This is a genomic window from Lysinibacillus sp. NPDC092081, assembly GCF_044755845.1.
Classification (GTDB): Bacteria; Bacillota; Bacilli; order Bacillales_A; family Planococcaceae; genus Lysinibacillus.
In genome coordinates, this window is the sequence record NZ_JBIVRU010000006.1 from 1 (window position 1) to 17972 (window position 17972).

17 protein-coding genes, 1 rRNA gene and 2 pseudogenes are annotated in these 17972 nt (G+C 37.3%); 8 read left to right on the forward strand and 12 right to left on the reverse strand.

Translation table 11 applies throughout. The annotated features are described in order from the left end of the window. Together rrf and ACIQLB_RS11395 are read left to right on the forward strand one after the other, a co-directional pair. Positions 1-105, forward strand: a 5S ribosomal RNA gene (gene rrf, locus ACIQLB_RS11390); the annotation flags it as partial. 90 nt (positions 106-195) lie between these two features. Continuing rightward, positions 196-345, forward strand: a pseudogene (locus ACIQLB_RS11395) (S-layer homology domain-containing protein); the annotation flags it as partial. Between the two features lie 71 nt (positions 346-416). Here the strand turns inward: ACIQLB_RS11395 and ACIQLB_RS11400 are convergent. Next, positions 417-1189, reverse strand: a pseudogene (locus ACIQLB_RS11400) (HTH domain-containing protein); the annotation flags it as partial. 469 nt (positions 1190-1658) lie between these two features. Further along, complete coding sequence (helD, locus tag ACIQLB_RS11405) at positions 1659-3896, reverse strand: RNA polymerase recycling motor HelD (RefSeq protein WP_400725348.1); 2238 nt, start codon at positions 3894-3896, stop codon at positions 1659-1661. A 172-nt stretch (positions 3897-4068) separates the two neighbouring features. On the opposite strand from helD, the gene ACIQLB_RS11410 reads away from it, so the two are divergent. Further along, on the forward strand, positions 4069-4785 hold the full coding sequence (locus ACIQLB_RS11410; RefSeq protein WP_400725351.1) for a glycerophosphodiester phosphodiesterase: 717 nt from the start codon (positions 4069-4071) through the stop codon (positions 4783-4785). 360 nt (positions 4786-5145) lie between these two features. On the opposite strand, the gene ACIQLB_RS11415 is transcribed toward ACIQLB_RS11410, so the two are convergent. Next, a complete protein-coding gene (locus ACIQLB_RS11415; RefSeq protein WP_400725850.1) occupies positions 5146-6168 on the reverse strand; it encodes a DUF2804 domain-containing protein in 1023 nt (340 codons plus the stop codon). A 183-nt stretch (positions 6169-6351) separates the two neighbouring features. Between ACIQLB_RS11415 and ACIQLB_RS11420 the strand changes: the two genes are divergently transcribed. Together ACIQLB_RS11420 and ACIQLB_RS11425 are read left to right on the forward strand one after the other, a co-directional pair. Next, positions 6352-6846 carry an amidase domain-containing protein gene (locus tag ACIQLB_RS11420; RefSeq protein ID WP_400725354.1) on the forward strand — a complete coding sequence of 165 codons (495 nt, stop codon included), beginning with the start codon at positions 6352-6354 and terminating at the stop codon, positions 6844-6846. A gap of 98 nt (positions 6847-6944) precedes the next feature. Then, entirely contained in the window at positions 6945-7517 is a 573-nt protein-coding gene (locus ACIQLB_RS11425) for a nitroreductase family protein (RefSeq protein WP_400725357.1), read from the forward strand. A 52-nt stretch (positions 7518-7569) separates the two neighbouring features. On the opposite strand, the gene ACIQLB_RS11430 is transcribed toward ACIQLB_RS11425, so the two are convergent. The 4 genes from ACIQLB_RS11430 to ACIQLB_RS11445 all read right to left on the reverse strand — a co-directional run bounded on the left by ACIQLB_RS11430 (position 7570) and on the right by ACIQLB_RS11445 (position 10411). Beyond that, positions 7570-8952, reverse strand: a complete 1383-nt coding sequence (locus ACIQLB_RS11430; protein WP_400725360.1) for a dipeptidase — start codon at positions 8950-8952, stop codon at positions 7570-7572. A 95-nt stretch (positions 8953-9047) separates the two neighbouring features. Continuing rightward, entirely contained in the window at positions 9048-9308 is a 261-nt protein-coding gene (locus ACIQLB_RS11435; RefSeq protein ID WP_400725363.1) for a site-specific integrase, read from the reverse strand. A 44-nt stretch (positions 9309-9352) separates the two neighbouring features. Then, positions 9353-9979 carry a nitroreductase family protein gene (locus tag ACIQLB_RS11440; RefSeq protein WP_400725365.1) on the reverse strand — a complete coding sequence of 209 codons (627 nt, stop codon included), beginning with the start codon at positions 9977-9979 and terminating at the stop codon, positions 9353-9355. A gap of 27 nt (positions 9980-10006) precedes the next feature. Continuing rightward, the gene (locus ACIQLB_RS11445; RefSeq protein ID WP_400725368.1) at positions 10007-10411 is read right to left on the reverse strand and encodes an Ohr family peroxiredoxin; all 405 of its coding nucleotides are present in this window, start codon (positions 10409-10411) and stop codon (positions 10007-10009) included. 152 nt (positions 10412-10563) lie between these two features. Here ACIQLB_RS11445 and ACIQLB_RS11450 point away from each other — a divergent pair, with 152 nt between their 5' ends. Further along, a complete protein-coding gene (locus ACIQLB_RS11450) occupies positions 10564-11010 on the forward strand; it encodes a MarR family winged helix-turn-helix transcriptional regulator (protein ID WP_400725372.1) in 447 nt (148 codons plus the stop codon). Positions 11011-11383: 373 nt separating this feature from the next. Continuing rightward, on the forward strand, positions 11384-12145 hold the full coding sequence (locus ACIQLB_RS11455) for a M23 family metallopeptidase (RefSeq protein ID WP_400725375.1): 762 nt from the start codon (positions 11384-11386) through the stop codon (positions 12143-12145). Positions 12146-12476: 331 nt separating this feature from the next. On the opposite strand, the gene ACIQLB_RS11460 is transcribed toward ACIQLB_RS11455, so the two are convergent. The 4 genes from ACIQLB_RS11460 to ACIQLB_RS11475 form a co-directional block, all read right to left on the reverse strand. Beyond that, a complete protein-coding gene (locus ACIQLB_RS11460; RefSeq protein WP_400725378.1) occupies positions 12477-13121 on the reverse strand; it encodes a methyltransferase family protein in 645 nt (214 codons plus the stop codon). Between the two features lie 21 nt (positions 13122-13142). Next, a complete protein-coding gene (locus ACIQLB_RS11465) occupies positions 13143-13592 on the reverse strand; it encodes a GyrI-like domain-containing protein (protein ID WP_400725381.1) in 450 nt (149 codons plus the stop codon). 136 nt (positions 13593-13728) lie between these two features. Beyond that, on the reverse strand, positions 13729-13905 hold the full coding sequence (locus ACIQLB_RS11470; RefSeq protein WP_400725384.1) for a MerR family DNA-binding transcriptional regulator: 177 nt from the start codon (positions 13903-13905) through the stop codon (positions 13729-13731). A gap of 247 nt (positions 13906-14152) precedes the next feature. Further along, on the reverse strand, positions 14153-15859 hold the full coding sequence (locus tag ACIQLB_RS11475; protein ID WP_400725387.1) for a methyl-accepting chemotaxis protein: 1707 nt from the start codon (positions 15857-15859) through the stop codon (positions 14153-14155). Between the two features lie 422 nt (positions 15860-16281). Here ACIQLB_RS11475 and ACIQLB_RS11480 point away from each other — a divergent pair, with 422 nt between their 5' ends. Beyond that, positions 16282-16506: a hypothetical protein gene (locus tag ACIQLB_RS11480; RefSeq protein WP_400725390.1), complete on the forward strand. Its 225-nt coding sequence runs from the start codon at positions 16282-16284 to the stop codon at positions 16504-16506. Positions 16507-16784: 278 nt separating this feature from the next. On the opposite strand, the gene ACIQLB_RS11485 is transcribed toward ACIQLB_RS11480, so the two are convergent. Continuing rightward, positions 16785-17654: a DMT family transporter gene (locus tag ACIQLB_RS11485; RefSeq protein WP_400725393.1), complete on the reverse strand. Its 870-nt coding sequence runs from the start codon at positions 17652-17654 to the stop codon at positions 16785-16787. Between the last annotated feature and the right edge of the window lie 318 nt (positions 17655-17972).

A 17972-nucleotide genomic window follows, 5' to 3' on the forward strand; every position in this document is an offset into this window, starting at 1 on the left:
TGGCAAAGAGGTCACACCCGTTCCCATACCGAACACGGAAGTTAAGCTCTTTAGCGCCGATGGTAGTTGGGGGCTTCCCCCTGTGAGAGTAGGACGTCGCTAGGCACCTGAAAAAGTCGAGGATTTATTCCTCGTCTTTTTTTCTGCGAAAATAAATGATTCTTAACGCCAGGAGGCAATAGCACGTTCAAGGATGTCGATTCATCTCATTGGGCGAGTGGATATATTGCCACTCTAGCGGACCATAACATTGCACTAGGTGATGAAAACGGCAATTTTAGACCAAATGAAAACTTAACACGTGCACAATTTACGGCGTTTATGTATCGAGCGCTTGGATTATAAAACGTGAAAAAGAGGGATGTATCGTATATTAAAATGTACCCTTTGTAAAGGACATTTAAAAAAAGGTTAGGCAGCTTTTTTAATTTCCATTGCCCTCGATAATGATTGTAATAAATCATATAACTCTTAATTTCTTTCTTTACTTCTTCTATCGTTTCACATGCTTTAATAGTTGTTTCATCTTTAAAATGCCCAAAGAATGATTCTTGTGGCGCATTATCCCAACAGTTTCCTCGACGTGACATGGACTGTCCTAAGCCAATTTTCTTCACTAAGTCTTGGAACTTTGGATGGCTTCCTCACTAAAATAGCGATAAAAACCAGAACGTGAAACACCTGTGATTTCACAAAGATAACGAACAAGACGCTTTAGTTGATACTTCTCTATGATTTGGTGGATGAGTTCGAACTTTTGGGTTGTAGTTATTTGGATTTCTTTCTCATCATCTGCCTTTCGAGTTGATCCAGCTTTTTTAAAAGTTCGTTTTCAGCTTCTAATAATTTCATCTTCGCTTCTAAGCGTTCATATTTTTCTTCTAAACTTAATTCCCGTTCTAATGGACGACCTGAATGATGTTTTCTTGCATCCTCTAATCCCACCATCCCATGTTCTTGCAGTACGCCAACGATAGGCTGCTTTATTTACGCGTGTCATGCCAATAATATCAATATCAAAACCTGCTTCAAGAAAAATTTCACGAGGGTATTTTCCTTTCTCAAATTCATCTATAAAGAATTGTTTAAATTCATCTGTATACGTAATCGATTTATCGTTCACAGCTTTTACATAAGGATTCAATTTTAATTGTGTCTGTTGCTGTTTGGTAAATAATTTTTTGGTCATGTCTGTCCGCTCCGATAGTTGTTTTTCTTATTATAAACTTAAAGACAAAAAGACCCTATAAGATGACCTTTTTAAAGTGTCTATCTTATAGGGTACATTTTATACTTGATACATCCTTCTTTTAATTTTTTGATAAATGAAAAGAAAAATAGGTACTACATTAATTATTAGCGAATAAACTGAGGAGTCGCAGGAACCATTGGGTCAGCTATTGGGAGTCTTTTTATCATAAATTTGTAACTATCTTCATATAGTATAGTAAGCCTATGAAAGGAGTCGTTATCATGCGCATGCCGGCACTACCTAAAAAGAAGTCTCCTCCAAGGGAAGCACCAAGGTCATGGTGGAAAGTTGTGAAAGCGTACTTATCCAGAGGGAGGTTTTACCGTATACCGCCTCGGAATTGATAAATGAGCATTCAATGTTCGATGCTAATAAAAAAGTCGCCATAATAGCGACTTTTTTATTGTTACATCTTTTCATTTTCTAATAGAAATGTATTTTTTGTTGAACCGATTAAATAAAGCTCATGCATGGCTCGAGTGAGTGCCACATAAAGCAGCTTGCGATCAACCTTCGTATCGTAGAAAGGTGTATCGAAGGCAGCTACGATAACAGCATCAAACTCAAGGCCCTTTGCTAAATGACTCGGAACAACGAGCAATAATTCCTGATTGATGGACTCATCTTCAGTTAGGAGCTGCGAAGCAATTTTTTTGTCTTTTAATGCTTGCTGCATTGTAATCGCCTCTGCAGTCGTTTTGCAAATTAAAGCAACGGAATGATGTCCATTGGCTCGAATGGCTTCGAAAATTTCTTTAATTTGCAGGGCATCAAATGATTGAGCCTGTATATAGGTAGGGACATTGCCATGCCGGACTACTGGCTCTACTAATGGAAGTTGTTCATCCATTTGTGCTAAGACTTTGTTCGCAACCTCCATAATTTCAATTGTTGTTCGATAGCTCTTTTGCAGTGTTCTAAAGCTTGCTCGAGGAAATAGATTTTGGACAGGTTCCCAGGCAGTAAGAGAACGATAACTATGAATTCCTTGTGCTAAATCACCGACCATCGTAAACATATCTGTTTCCAGCCCAGTCTTTAAAGCAGCAAGCTGAAATAAACTATAGTCTTGTACTTCATCGATAAAAACAACTCTCATTTTCCATTCATCTGGGATACCCTTTAGTCGAGCTTGTAAAAAATAAAGTGCAGCTAAATCTTCAAGGACCCATTGTTCTTTAGCGTGTGCCTGTAAAAATTGCTGTTGCTCAATGAAATGCCATTCCGGTGCAAGCTCTATTAAAAGATCAGCATTAGTTAGAAGAGTACGATAGAGAGTCTTGATGTTATGTTTAGAAAAGCGTCGCATATAAACAGTTGCTGTTGACTTTGCCTCTTTTTCAATGGCAGGAATGCGTTCATCACGCTCATCAATAAACTTCGTGACAACACGACGTCGTTTGTCATCATCACGAAAACCATCAAGTGCTCTGCCAAGTGCTTCATCATATTTTTTATGAAGTGTATTTAAAATAGCCTGTTTCTTTTGACGGACATGGCTTGCAAGCACTTTTTTAATATGTGCAAGTCGTTTTTCAATCGGCATATAAGAAAATTCATATAAAAATAGCTTCTTTAAATGCGAGGCACGCATAATGCAATATTTTTCAATGTAAACATCTTCAAATTGGTTGGCAATTTCCTGCTCAATCTTTTGAACGTATCGTTCTATTACATCACGGTAATAAAGAGAGCCCTTCATTTCGGATATCCAAGAAGCTGCTTGTTGGGGTTCTCCTGCAACAAGAGATTCTAACTGCTCATTAGGATTTTGAAGTTTCAGTTTTAGCTTAGTCGCAGCTAAGACGTAATCGGTAAAGGTTGTTTGGCAAATTTTATCGACACCAAGCTCTGGTAAAACATCACCAATATAATCGATAAATAACTTATTCGGTGCTAAAATCATGAGCTGCTCAGGGTTAAAATGCTCGCCCATTGTGTAGAGGAAGTAAGATATTCGGTGTAGGGCAATAGTTGTTTTTCCACTACCAGCAGCGCCCTGTACGATAATAGGCTGACGAAGATGTGCTCGTATAATTTCGTTTTGCTCCTTTTGAATGGTGGAGACGATTTCTGTCAAACGCACATCTGCTTTTCCAGCCAACGCTTCTTGCAGTAATTCATCGTTTGTTGTTAAATCAATATCCCGTAAATCAAGCAATTCACCATCATTGATTTTATATTGTCGCTTGGCAAATAGATGTCCCTGATGGATTTCTCCACGAACATCATATTCCATATCCCCAAGGCGACCATCATAATAGACGTTTGCTACCGGTGAACGCCAATCAACTATTATAGGCTCATGGGTTTCTCGATGAAACAAAGACGTTTTTCCGATATACAGAAATTCTTCAGGATCTCCTGTCTTTTGAAAATGAATTCGGGCAAAGTATGGCTTTTTTTGAATAGCCTCTAAGCCTTCCTTTTGGTTTCGAGCCATTTCAAAGAAACGAGCATTTGCTAAGATATTATTATAGCCCAAACTTGAATCTAAATAATCAAGATCTGCCATCGACTTACGAATATTTTCCTGAGCAGATTGCAAACCTCTTTGTGATTCATTTAAAATTTGCTGCATGTAATTTTTGGTGTAAGCTAGCCGTTCCACTTCAGCCTGAAAATCTGGATGTTGTGCAGTCATTTTTTAGCACCTCCTAAGTACTTGCATTTTCAAGTAGATTATCATACTACTATATATAATATTTACCATCAAGTGAAATTGTAATAGGCTTATTAAGGAAGAAGAGAAATCGAAATTTAATAGCCCGCCTGCTAACGAGATGAGAGGTGGGCGAAATAGGAGGTTATCAAATTTGGATATTTTTGCCCATAGGGGCGTTTCGGCACATTACCCAGAAAACACTATGGCTGCTTTTGTAGCCGCTTCAAAGCTACCGATTACAGGGATTGAACTAGATGTTCATTTAACAGCGGATAGGGAGTTAGTCGTTATTCATGATGAAACGATCGATCGCACATCTAACGGCTCTGGCTTCGTAAAGGATTATACGCTACAAGAGCTTCGTGCATTTGATTTTGGTTCATGGTTTTCTTCTGAATTTGAGGGTGAAAGCATTCCAACTCTAGGAGACATTTTAGAGCTGTTCGCAGGCACAAATCATCGCATTAATATTGAGCTCAAAACCGATATATTTCCATATGACGGGATAGAAGCGCTTGTTATTAGGGAAGTAGCTGCATATCAAATGACAGAGAGAGTAATTATTTCTTCCTTTAATCATGAATCTATTCAGATCGTCGCACAAAGGGCACCGTATATTGAAAAAGCAGCGCTGTTTGCGGAGATTTTAGTTGATTTTAACGGCTATACAGCTCAAATCCCGGCAGATGCTATACATGTCAGCTTACCTACAGCGTTTCGCAGATCGATACAAGAAACTCTAAATGAAGGAGCGACTGTCCGTGTGTATACAGTTAATGATGCCGATCACGCAAAACAATTACAGCAGCTCGGTGTACAGGCAATATTTACAGATGACCCGGAAAAGATAGTGTCGGGGCTGGCATAGGAAAAGGAGCGAAGAATAGAGCTGTCAAAGCGACGGATAGGAAGGCGAGAGCGACGGAAAGAAGAGCCAAGGTGACGGATAGAAATTAGAGCGACGGAAAGAAGAGTCAAAGCGACGGATAAGAAGGCGAGGGCGATGGAAAGAAGAGCCAAGGTGACGGATAGGCATCAGAGCGACGGAAAGAAGAGCCAAAGTGACGGATAAGAAGGCGAGGGCGATGGAAAGAAGAGCCAAGGTGACGGATAAAACCGCCAAAAAGGCGTTATTCGAAGGCTTTTTCGGATTTAACGCGCTGAGGGTGCGCGTATATCAGTGCGTTAAATCCTAGTATGAAAAGATAGCAATTAAATTTTTCTGTTCTTACCATTTGACGCGATTTTCTTCGATACTGCCTAGCATTTGCTTGATGACAAGTGTTTCGCCGTTGTCTAGTAGTACGGAGCCGTCGTAATAGCCAAACATTTGATGTACTTCAGATTTTACGAGACCAGCTTTTGTGACGGATACACGCTCGAAGAATGGGGAGAATGTTAATGCAACTTGGTTAGTGAATTTAGTCTTAATTTTCCACCGTTGCATCAAATCCTCTTGATCATAATTGAACAGTACATCCTCATGTATTTTTGTCATTTTACCTTCAACGAAAACAGCATTTTCCGTCATGCCAGTTCCGTCTGTCCATTTACCACCTAAATTGAGCCCGATTCGTCTCCCTCGAACTCGTTGTGAGGCCATTCCCCAATTCCATGTGGATGTACGAGGCCAAACGCCACGACTGTATTCTAGTACAGAGAAGTTTTCTTCAGGAGAAAATGTAAAACGGCGATTACCAATTGTCACAAATCCAGAAGTAGGGAGTATATGATGCTTACCTGTAAATTGGAATGTTTTACGGTTCCAAGGGATGACTACATTCAATGATTCATCTGTAGGCGGATGCTGAATGATAAGTTTTGCACGTAAACCATCTCCATCGAAGTCTGGGATTGAAACTGATAGATGTGTTTCATTTTGTACATATGTCATATCAATCATCATGTCACTATTTTTGAAGGATACTGAATCTAGCACCTGCGTAGGCATTTTTAGCTTTCCACCTAAAGGAATTGTAATTGTTTTTTCAAAGTAGCGCTGTGTTTCATATTCAAGGAAATAGACGAAGCAGACCGCTGCGTAGTCTAGATGGCTAATAGTAGCTGAGAAGATGATCTCATCACCGTAGACACACCAATAATTCCATTTCTTTTTGCGCATGATATGGCCACTTAAATTGCTGTTTATGAGAGGTTTACGTGCAAATCCGATGGCAGCTGGATTTAAATTACCTTTTTTATCGCATAAAAGAGTAGGCTGTATAATTTCTTTCTCAGCATGCTGCTTCAATTTCAACATCCCTTCTGATTCATAAAATAAAAATCTATAATTCCTTACCCTTATTGTAGCAAAAACTATCTTAAAATTGGCAAAGTTAGTTCCAATTAAGACCACATTCGACATTTTTATGAATAAGGACCTAGCTAATAGAAATACCTCTTTATACATATGTTGAACATAAGGAGGGGAAGTGTGGCAAAAATGTATAACAGACAGGCCGCTGTACAGTATGCGAACTTGTGGTGGAACAGACGGAATCCAGCATTTCCGAATTTTACTGTTGATTGTACGAACTATATATCTCAATGTTTACTTGCAGGAGGAGCGCCAATGCGAGGTGCTCCAAACAGAGGGAAAGGCTGGTGGCTCCAGCATGGAAATTGGAGCTTTAGCTGGTCGGTGGCACATTCCCTTAGATGGTATTTGGAAGGCTCTACAACTGGGTTGAAGGGTAGGCGTGTCCAATCTGCTGAAGAATTAGATCTTGGAGATATTGTTTTTTTGGATTTTCAAGGGGATGGAAGGATTGATCATTCCTTACTTGTGACAAGTATTCAAAATGGTATTCCATATGTTAACGCACATACTTCAGACAGTATTAATCGACCGTATTTTTATGAAGATTCAACGGCCTATACGCCAAGTATGACTTATTATTTCATTCATATAGACGATAGTTTTGCTTAGGGAGCTAGCAGTGTTAAAGCTCATCATTTTATGATAATGTGAAGGGTAGAAGATATACATTTTAATTATTGTATTGTTATAGAAGGAGATAAGAGTATATGAGTGAACAATTTTTGTCTGTTAGGGATGCGATCATTGAGCGTCGTTCTATTAAAAAATTTAATGGCCAGTCGGTAGGTCGTGAAGATTTGATGGCCATTATTGGCGATGCAGTATGGGCACCGAATCATGGAAATCGAGAGCCTTGGCGTTTAGTCGCTGCATGTGGTAAGGAGTTAGCTGCTCTTCATAATTTATTGCGTGATCTAACGATACCGAAATGGCAGGAGCTTTCAAGTGAAGATTTAGTGAAGCAAATGACGAAATTCACATTACCGGGTGGTTATGCTTTTGTAATCGTTCCAGAGGATGCTCGACAAAAAGAGCGATTAGAAGATTACGCAGCGGCAAGTATTTTTATTCAAAATATTCAATTGCTAGCTTGGGATAAAGGAATCGGCTCATGCTGGAAAACACCTGGCTTCCTAGATAATCCGAAATTCCGTGAAGCCTTAAAGGTTCAGCCGGGTGAGCGCGTAATCGCGATGCTACAAGTTGGCTATTTTGATGAAGTACCAAAAGGGAAAGAACGTAAAAAATCAGCAGATATCGTTACGTTTTTCGGAGAATAACATAGCAAAATCCCCTCGTTAAAAGGTAGCGAGGGGATTTGTTTCATTTATTTTATTTTTGTAATTCAGCTACTTCAAATAAATAATCACTTAAAACACGTAATCCTTTATCGAAGTTTTCTAAATGGAAGTGTTCATTTGGTGCATGGAAGTTTTCACTTGATAAGCCAAAGCCCATTAGCACTACTGGCAATTCTAAAATTTCATCAAAGGCAGCCACGATAGGGATTGATCCTCCACCACGTGTGTAAGCAGTTGGCACATTATATACTTTTTCGTATGAGCGACCAGCAGCTTGGATAAATGGATGATCAAATGGTGTTAAGAATGGACGACCTTTATCGAATTCAGAGATCGTCACTTCAACGCCAGTTGGCTTATGTTTTTCAATATGTGCTTTTAATAGAGCTACAATTTCATTAGGCTCTTGATTTGGCACAAGACGGCATGTGATTTTTGCGCCAGCCTCAGCAGGAAGCACTGTTTTAATGCCTTCGCCAGAGAAGCCACCAAACACACCATTGACCTCTAATGTTGGGCGTGCCCAAGTACGTTCTAAATAAGAATAGCCAGCTTCACCGAATAATTCCTTCACGCCAACTTCTTCCTTCACGGATTCTTCATCAAAACTAAGCGCACGATAAGCTTCGCGTTCTTCTTCAGATAATGGTAAAACGTTATCGTAGAAGCCCTCAACTTGAATTGTGCCATGCTCATCACGGAAGGATGCTAAAATGTCAGCTAATGCATGAATAGCGTTTTGTACACCGCCACCGTAAAGACCAGAGTGAAGGTCGCCTTTGGCACCGCGAACATCAATTTGAACCCCCGTTAAGCCACGTAATCCATAGCATACAGCAGGCTTACCAGGACCATATAAACCTGTATCAGAAATTAAAATTAAGTCTGCAGCTAGTTTCTCTTTATGCTCTTCAACATAGGCAGGAAGGTTAGGACTACCAATCTCTTCTTCACCTTCATAGATGAATTTCACGTTCACTGGTAAAGTGCCAGTTGTCGCAAATAGTGCTTCAATCATTTTTAAATGCATAAACACTTGCCCTTTATCGTCACTAGCACCACGAGCAAATAGTTTGTTATCTCGGATTGTAGGGTTGAATGGCTCAGTCTCCCATAAATTTAATGGGTCAACCGGCTGTACATCATAATGACCGTAAAATAGAATAGTTGGTTTACCCTCTGCATGTAGCCAATCAGCATAAACAACAGGGTGACCTGCAGTTTGCGTAACGGAGACATTCTCAAGAGTTAGCTTTTTAAAAGCGTTCGCTAGCCACTCAGCAGCATTTTGTATGTCTCCTTTATGCTCTGATAAAGAACTAATACTTGGAATACGTAAAAATTCATTTAATTCATGTAAGTGTGCTTCGCGATGTTCTGAGAAATACGCATCTAATTGCTGTAAATTTGTCATCTAGCATCCCTCTTTTCAAATATTTCGATAATAGAAATAGTATAGCATAATGTGGTTGGGGGATCTTGTGAGAGCAATGATTTTAGGCACACTCCTTATTGATTAGCCCCAGTTTTAACCCCACTAGCCTGTAAAGTTTGGCTAAATAAAGAAACAGATTCAGAGCTTCTAATTCCTTTTGAACATGCATATACATCCATAATCATCTTTGGTGCATTGCCTAATCTCTCTATGATAACTTGCATATTGAGTCCACGATTTAACAAGATGGTGCAATGTGTATGCCATAAACCATGTATAGTTGTTTTTGGCAGTCCAGTCCGATCTAAAAGTTCAAAAAAAGCAATGTCCTCCAAATGCCTTCTAGGACATTGCCAAAATCGATCGTACAACCGATGAATTATTTATTGAAGCGTACAAGGCGCTCAATTGGAAGACGTGAAGAACCATAAGCTGGTCCAGCTGCCTCGCCAATCGCTAGTAATAAAATAGGCACTTCGTTCGGTGGTAATTCCATATATTCAGCAAATTTTGATTTGTCGAAGCCACCCATTGCGACTGTATCATAGCCCATTTCCTTCGCTAATAGCATAATTTGCATTGAAATTAAGCCTGCGTCAAAGTGAACGATATTTAGTAGCGCCTCTTTTGGAATCGCACCATACATTGCTAGAGAGTCCTGGGCTAGCTTACTTGCAATTTCTTCGGGCATATAGCCTAGCTCAACGTTTTCTGCATAAATTTCCTCTGCATTTAGATACATTTCTGCATCTCCAATGACAGCGATAATGGCAGATGCTGTTTCGATTTGTTCTTGATTAAATGAAAAAATATTAATGTTCTTTTGGATTTTTTTATCATCGATGACGATAAAGCGCCATGGCTGCAAATTACTTGAAGATGGCGATGAAGTTGCATTTTGTAACAGTTGCATAATCGTTTCACGAGAAATCGCTGTGTTAGCATTGTATTTACGAACCGATTTACGCTCGTGCATAATTTGTTTTACTGGTGTAGTTGTTGTCATTTTATTTCCCTCTTTTACTAAATTAAATTAAACCGCTTTAATTGTTACGTTGATATTGCCCATTGTCGCTTTTGAATATGGACAGACGGTATGTGTAATTTCTAATAATTGTTGTGCTTCTTCAATTGATAAGCCTTCAATATGACCTTCTATGTCAACAGCAAGCACGTAGTCAAATGCAGCTTGCTCCGTTAGTTTAACTGTTGCTTTAATTGTTGATGCCCCTTGAATTTTCTTTTGACGTTTAATTAAATCTAACGCGCTATTAAAGCAAGCGCTATAACCTGCTGCAAATAATTGTTCTGGGTTTGTAACATCCGCTAATTTCGAGCCAGGTGGTGCAATATTTAATGATAATGATTGATCCTCTGCATACGATTTACCATTACGGCCACCGTTATTAATCATTGTTGTTGTATATAATTCTTTCATAAGATAAAACTCCTTTTCTGTGGCACCATTCAATTAGATTGTGCACAATTTAATTGCGTGATATTGATTGTATACAATTTAATTGTGTTTGACAAGTAGAAACTTTATTTTTAATATGAATAGTATCAAAAGTACTTAAAGAGGGGATTCCTATGTCGAATCATTTAGATAATCAACTATGCTTTCTTTTGTATGCGACTTCAAAAGAAATCATTCGACAATATACAATGTTATTAAAGCCATACGATTTAACTTATACAGGTTATATTGCCATACTAGCTCTAGAGGACGATGAGCAAATTACGGTGAAGGAATTGGGGCAACGTTTATTTTTAGATTCTGGTACATTAACACCAGTACTAAAAAAGTTAGAGGTAACAGGCTACGTCTGTCGTGAGCGTTCCAAGGAAGACGAACGACAAATGAAAATCTATCTAACAAAAGCAGGAATTGAAGTACGCCAAAAGCTACCTGAAGTGTCACGTCAAGTAATGAAGCAAACGAACATTTCAGAGCAGCAGTATATGCAGCTGAAAAACGTCCTTCAAGATATTTTACAAAACGACTTGCCAATTAAGGATGAAAAGCTAGGGAAATAAACTGATTTATGAGTCTCTCCTTGAACTATTGGATCAATGCACACAAGATTCAGCCACAAAATAATCAAATTGTATTATTTAGTAACGTCAGCTATCAAGTTGGCGTTTTTCTGTTTTATATAATAAAAACAAGGATAAACAGGTGTTTTTGTGCATCCAAATGAGAGGGATTGTCAAACTAGTTAATTTGGAAAAAAGGTAGTTACTGAAACTTTTCGATATTAAACCTCGTAAATATAATTAAATGTCTTATTTATACATTAATGGGGGTTATCATTATGAAGAAATTCAGTAGTCCAGAAGAAGTCATAGATATCTGGTTAAGAGAAGGTTACGAAAAAGTTTATGATGCTCATCAAAAGACTTTCAGAAGATGGTCACTTTAGAACAATTCATGGAGCTAAGCACATTTTTTAATAAGGGTGTTAAAAAATATCAATTAGAAACAAAGACGATATTACAAAATTTAACGCATTACGTATGGTCAGATGATAAACGAGAGAAAGTAGTTGTAGCTTCTTTTGATGAATTCAATCAAATACAGCTTTTTTATTTAAAGCCTTTTATTACTTATCCAAAAACGGATCAACAATTTACAGAAAATAAATATATAATGCCAATTAGAGGTGAGTGGTTTGCTTTTTGGGGTGGTACGAATGAATTTGTAAATTATCATTATGTATATGAAAATCAGCGATATGCTTACGATTTAGTAAAAGTTCAAGATGGACAATCTTATCAAAATAGCCAAATTCGAAATGAAAATTTTTATGCTTTTGATGAAGATATTATAGCACCAGCAGATGGTAAAATCGTAAAAGTTGTAGATGGAATAAAAGATAATGTGCCTGGTGAAATGGATGAACATAATCCGGCAGGAAACTATGTCATGATTGAGCATGCGAATAATGAATTTAGTATGATTGCTCATTTTAAACAGGACTCAATTTTAGTAAAAATAGGCGAAATCGTAACAGAAGGGCAACTTATTGGGAAATGCGGAAACTCTGGTAATTCATCAGAACCTCATATTCATTTTCAGGTAATGGATTCCCCGGATATTGTATATGGAAAGTCCATTCGTATTCTTTTTAAAGATGGTAATGAGCCAATACAAGGGGATACGATATCTTAAACATACGCAATAGTTTAGTACGAGATCAATAAATAATATACGTTATTGCCGCAGTATAGACGAGCCTTACTCCTAGCATGGTAAGGCTTTTTTTTACGGACAATAGAAAATGCTACTGAAGCTTGAGTCAGAGCAATCGGATCGATAGTGTACAGCACATGTTAAAAGCCTGTCAACAATTGGTTAGAACAACGTAATACTTGTGCATAATAAATAGTAGATAACCAAATTTAGATAACTGGTTGTTGAAATGATGATTGGTTAACGCGTTATTCAAGATCACCCTACAATAGGTAATCTTGAATAATCTGTTTTCAGAGTGTGTTACTATTTACCAAATGAAAGGAATTAGTTTTTTAGTTTTCTGTTTATATATTGTAAATTGTTCTCCGTACTTGTTTTGTAAGTAATCATCAGATTTTGGAATATAGCCAAAAACAAATACTAAGAATAAACTTAGAGGGATAAGCAAACTATAAATATTGTTAGAGATTAGTGCTAAGCCTAGTACCCAAAGGCAATCTCCAAGATAATTAATATGAATCGCATATTTAAATAAACCGCCTGTATATAGTTTACCTTGGTTTACAGGATTGTCTTTAAAAGGTTTTCTAAGTAACTCTGAAACTGTGTTTAACATACTGCCTCCTAAAAATAATATCCAGCCTACAATAAGTACCGTTAAGTTTGGATCCTGATTACTAGTAATCATTAAAATGGGAAAACCTAAATAATAAATCCCAAAAGCTATACTGTTCATGATGGCTTCTTGCCATGCAATACCTCTAGGCAACCATATAAACATCATAGCTGTTAATCGTAAAGCTGTAATAATTAAAGCAATAAAAAGCCCTAGTGAGATGCCTGATTTGTCATATGTAATGAAAAGCAAATAATAGGCAATGATTAAATAGATAATCTCAGCAACTAAAATCAAGATTTTTTCCTTCATCGTTAACTTGTTTATACCATACATTGTAAGACGCTCCTTCATTTTTTATTTAATAGGAAAATATACCTCTATGATATTATTCTCCTCTGGTGTGCTATAGGGGTCCGTTTGATAAACTTCAAACGGAGCACCATTCAGTTTATAGTTATTTTCAGCAATCCAAACATGCAGCTTTGTATGAATAGAAGGTAAATCATCGTAAGAGCCAATAAGCGTAGCCATTGCGCAAAGACCAGGATTAAACACTTTTGTTTGATTTGTGGCCATTGCAAGGGGAATGGCAATTTCTATATCATAATTTTCAGGTTCATATTCTGAACTATGGAAAATAGCAAGTGGCTTTGCGATAGGTGATAAATTCTCAAACAAAATTTTACTAAACAACTTATTAAAGTGTATTAGAAAATCAGCGGTATTCATTTGTTTTCGTTGAGATAATATATGATAGGTTAAGTGATCAACAAGTTTAATCTCAATCTGATCTAAATAACCCATGATATTTTCCTCTTCATCTAACAGTTGAATATCAATCTTTAATTTTTTTAACAACGAAGAATAAAATGTAATCTGTTGAGTCAGATTTTCTTGTTTGGCTTTCATTTTAGAGTTAAGAAGTTCGGTATTCTCCCAATTAGCTAAAATAACCTTGATTTCTTCTAACGAAAATAAATAGCTTTTTAAGCGTGCGATCAATAAAGCCGTTTCTAGCGTCTATGAAAACAGGTTTTAAAAGTCCAATTTCATCATAGTAGCGAAGAGTCTTCAATGTGAGATGTGATATCTTTGAAAACTCACCGATTGTAAGCATAACAATCACCTCCTGTTATAAATATAATGGTTCCTGTAAGGGGAGGGTCAACCAATGTAGCTATGAAAAATTATTTATTTTGTGAAGAATATATTGGATATTGCAATCACAAACGAATTAAGGCAAAAAGAAAAGGATTAAGTCTGGTTCGAAACCTAACTTAATCCTTTCTAGCTATTTAACTAAATAAGCGGCGTTTAACTTTTAGGGGAAAATGTTAAGAGTGTTAGTGTATGTGGAAATCATATTAAACTCGGAATTGAGCTGCTAAGTTTCTTAACTCTTCTGCCAAGTTTGCAAGTGCATAAGCAGATGATGAAATTTCCTCCATTGATGCCATTTGTTCTTCGGACGTAGTAGAAACACTCTCTGTGCCGGCTGTAGTAGATTTAGTTACGGAATGGATCGTATTCATACTACCAACTATTTCTTCAGTTCCTGCTGCCATCTGCTCGACTGCTGCAGATACTTCTTCTACCTGCATCGTAACACTTTGGATGGCACCTTGAATTGAAGCGAAAGTTGTACGTGTATTTTCTGTTGTTTCAATTCCTGCTGTAACTTCCGTTGTTACCAACTTCATTGATTCAACAGCCTTTTGAGTATCTTTCTGTGTCTCTGAAATCAACACTTCAATTTGGTTTGAAGAAACAGCAGACTGTTCTGCTAATTTCCTAACCTCATCTGCAACAACGGCAAAGCCCTTCCCATGCTCCCCAGCACGTGCGGCTTCGATTGCCGCGTTCAGGGCAAGTAGATTTGTTTGTTCAGCAATCGCTGTAATAGAATCAATAATTTGACCAATTTCATAAGAACGCTTTCCTAACAAGTCGACAACTTCGGATAAGCCTTTTACTCGATCTGTGATGTCTACCATTTGTTCATTCATTTGATTCGCTGCATTTATACCATTTATCACCAAGGATAATGAATCCCTTGACAGCTCACTTACAGCTTGAGCATTTCCGGCTACTTGTTGAACACCTGTTGAAAGCTCATTGACGGTATTGAATGTATTAGAAACATTATTTAGTTGCTCTACAGATCCATGAGCGATAGTTTCCATCGTATTTGCAACCATCTCTGTTGCCTTTGTAGTTTCTGCTGCATTAACATTCAATTCTTCAGATGCTGCGGCTACATGATTAGCAGTTTCAGTGACTTTTGTTACCGTATTGCGAATATTATCAATCATTGAATTAAATGATTGAGTTAATTGACCGATTTCATCCTTGGATGAATAGGTACCTCGCACAGTCAAATCACCGTCGCCTGCTTTTAACATATTAGCCTGTAACTCTTTAACTGGATTTACAATTAAGCGTCCAATCCATATTGCCAATGTAATAAACAAAATAATGGCTAAAACAGTGAGAATGACAGAAACAAGCATAGTAGTGGATAGGCTTTGTTTATTTTCTTCATTCAGCTCATTAGCATCTTTAGAACATAGAGTCATAAGATTGCGTGCATCAGTTGCCACTTTTTCACGATAATTATCCATATCTGTAGTGTATAAAGAATAGGCTTCCTCGTTTTGGTTCTTACCAGCCAAATCCCTGACCTCTGTCATGGCACTAATATAATCGTTGAGATTGGATTTAATAGATTCTAATAGTTTTTGTTCATCTTCTTTTCCAGTGTAAGAGTCTTCAAATTTTCCGATTGATTCTTCAATACTTTGAGCTCTTTCTGTGATGTTTTCTTGTAGCTCGGCATTATGTTTAGAATCCAAAGTAATCATAAGCTCTAAAATGAAAGCATCCATTGCACGAGTGTCAGTTCGAATTTGACCGATATATTGGATTGGCAAAAGTGACTCGTTATACATAGATTTGGTTTGTTTTGCCATATCATTAATGTAATAAAAACCGCCACCTGAAATAATTAGCAAAAAAATAACAGCAGACGTAATGAGTGTTAAAATTTTCTTTCTAATAGAAAAATTTTTCAAAATTATTTCCTCCATTGGCTCAATTATCTACAAAAAAAGTGGTATATACTAATAACCTTGGATATATTGAGTAATATAGATTTTGTGATAATATACCACATTCAAGATGTTAATAAGAGAAGAGTGAATTGTTGGATTTTTATAAAAAATGAAGAGTTACAGCTTATTGCAATCGAGTTTACTGACAAAAAAACCTAAATTGAAATCACATCCTGTGATAACGCCTTCGTGACCAACATCCTGCCACCCCGACGCCCCCGAGAAAGCGCCCACTCGGAACGGAAATTAACCACACGTTATGGTATGGGCCATTTATATTTAAGAATTTACAAATAGGAACATGATTTGTTTTTTAAATATTTAAAATATTGAGTTTTGTGTTAAAGTATTTAGTGAACAATATTTTATAAGGGGGTTTATAAATGTCTTCTACGACAACTTTAATCGAAGATTTTCAAGGTTTTTTTAATCGTTTTCAAAATGTATGGAATGGTTGCAACGCAGATGAAATGAATGCTTTGATTTCACCGGATATAGTAGTACGGTGGGTAGGACCTGGGACTGATATTTCAGATTGGGGCTACGAAGAGACTTGTAATGGTTGGGTAGAAGCATATAAACAATATGAAGGTCATGATCCAAAATAGCACTTTAAAAAGTTACATATTACACCTGCATCTGAAAATGAAGTGATTGCAACGTTTTGGGTAACCTTTGAAATGGATGGGAAATTAATAGATGTAGTGAAATTATTTGTTCAGAGATTTAGGAAAGAACAAAATGATGAATGGAAATTAATAAGAGAGTATTGCGAACACCTTAATTCGGAATCTTTTATCTCTAACTAATTCTTTATATCGTTTGAACTGAATATAACTTCTAATAAAAAGCTGAATGAGAGGAAATCATTCAGCTTTTAGTATGCTTATTCTCGAATAATTAATAGTACGCCACTAAAGATTAATACAGTTCCCACCCAAAAGGATACGCCGATTTGTTCGCCTAGTAATAGCCATCCTAAGAAGGTGCCGACGATTGGTTGAAAGAAGAAAAATAAACCACCACTTGCGGCATTGAGCATCTGTAATCCACGATTCCACAGTAAGAAGCCACACGCTGTAGAGATAACGCCTAAGTAGAGTAAGCCACCCCAGATTGATGGTTCTACCATAGCATGGAAGTCTAAATTTTTTAATCGTGGAACGGCTAAAGGTGTTAAGATAATGATAGCGACAAGTGTTCCGTAGCTAGTGACAACAATTTGTGAATACTGCTCCGGTACCCGTTTAATAAGGACGGACATCAGTGACCAGGTTAAGGCAGCGATTAGTAGAGCAACCCCACCTAATTGATGGGAGGAATCGATATGTGCACTACCGACGATCATATAGACTCCAAATGTCGCTAGAATAATAGAAACAGCTTTTTTAAAAGTGATTTTTTCTTTTAAAATGAACCTCGCAAAAACAACCATAAATGCAGGTGTCGTTGCTGTAATGATGGCCCCCATTTGAGCAGTAGACAGCATAGTACCCATCTCTTGGGCAACGATAGAAATCGTATTACCGATTAGCCCAATCATAAAGATTAACAGCCTGTCCCGCTTATCAATTCGCCATGATTGTTTTGTAATAATGCCAATGATGATCAAAGCAATTATTGCGATCATATAGCGTAGCCATACTAATTCTAAAGGTGGTACGGTATCGACAACTACCTTTACTACTACATACATGCCGCCCCAAATGCTAGCAGCAAGTGATAAATATAAGGAACCTAATAAGGTTTTTTTCATTTTTTTCCCCTCCGTTATCTCTAGACAATTCCTGTCCTTAACGGAGATATGAAGATTCTCCGTTAAGGGAGAATAACTTCAGGCACATCCTGTTCAAATAATGGTGAGAAGATCATAATAGCCAGCCCCTTTTATAGTATTTCATCTATCATATAACATTTTTTTGAATTTGATTAGAAAAAAATGGTCTGAATCTGGTAAATTACCGAATTCAGACCATGTTAAATCAATTTCACCATGATGTAATTGTAACTGCCGTTGCACTTTCGTTACAAAAAAACTTCTGTGGCTGTCGCTTTGCTTTCGCACAGGAAAACA

What these genes read in the sequence shown, in the direction of transcription:
- helD (WP_400725348.1), bottom strand. Translation starts at nt 3,896, where the DNA reads ATGACTGCACAACATCCAGATTTTCAGGCTGAAGTGGAACGGCTAGCT.
- ACIQLB_RS11425 (WP_400725357.1), top strand. Translation starts at nt 6,945, where the DNA reads ATGAGTGAACAATTTTTGTCTGTTAGGGATGCGATCATTGAGCGTCGT.
- ACIQLB_RS11430 (WP_400725360.1), bottom strand. Translation starts at nt 8,952, where the DNA reads ATGACAAATTTACAGCAATTAGATGCGTATTTCTCAGAACATCGCGAA.
- ACIQLB_RS11440 (WP_400725365.1), bottom strand. Translation starts at nt 9,979, where the DNA reads ATGACAACAACTACACCAGTAAAACAAATTATGCACGAGCGTAAATCG.
- ACIQLB_RS11445 (WP_400725368.1), bottom strand. Translation starts at nt 10,411, where the DNA reads ATGAAAGAATTATATACAACAACAATGATTAATAACGGTGGCCGTAAT.
- ACIQLB_RS11450 (WP_400725372.1), top strand. Translation starts at nt 10,564, where the DNA reads ATGTCGAATCATTTAGATAATCAACTATGCTTTCTTTTGTATGCGACT.
- ACIQLB_RS11455 (WP_400725375.1), top strand. Translation starts at nt 11,384, where the DNA reads ATGGTCACTTTAGAACAATTCATGGAGCTAAGCACATTTTTTAATAAG.
- ACIQLB_RS11460 (WP_400725378.1), bottom strand. Translation starts at nt 13,121, where the DNA reads ATGTATGGTATAAACAAGTTAACGATGAAGGAAAAAATCTTGATTTTA.
- ACIQLB_RS11465 (WP_400725381.1), bottom strand. Translation starts at nt 13,592, where the DNA reads ATGGGTTATTTAGATCAGATTGAGATTAAACTTGTTGATCACTTAACC.
- ACIQLB_RS11470 (WP_400725384.1), bottom strand. Translation starts at nt 13,905, where the DNA reads ATGCTTACAATCGGTGAGTTTTCAAAGATATCACATCTCACATTGAAG.
- ACIQLB_RS11480 (WP_400725390.1), top strand. Translation starts at nt 16,282, where the DNA reads ATGTCTTCTACGACAACTTTAATCGAAGATTTTCAAGGTTTTTTTAAT.
- ACIQLB_RS11485 (WP_400725393.1), bottom strand. Translation starts at nt 17,654, where the DNA reads ATGAAAAAAACCTTATTAGGTTCCTTATATTTATCACTTGCTGCTAGC.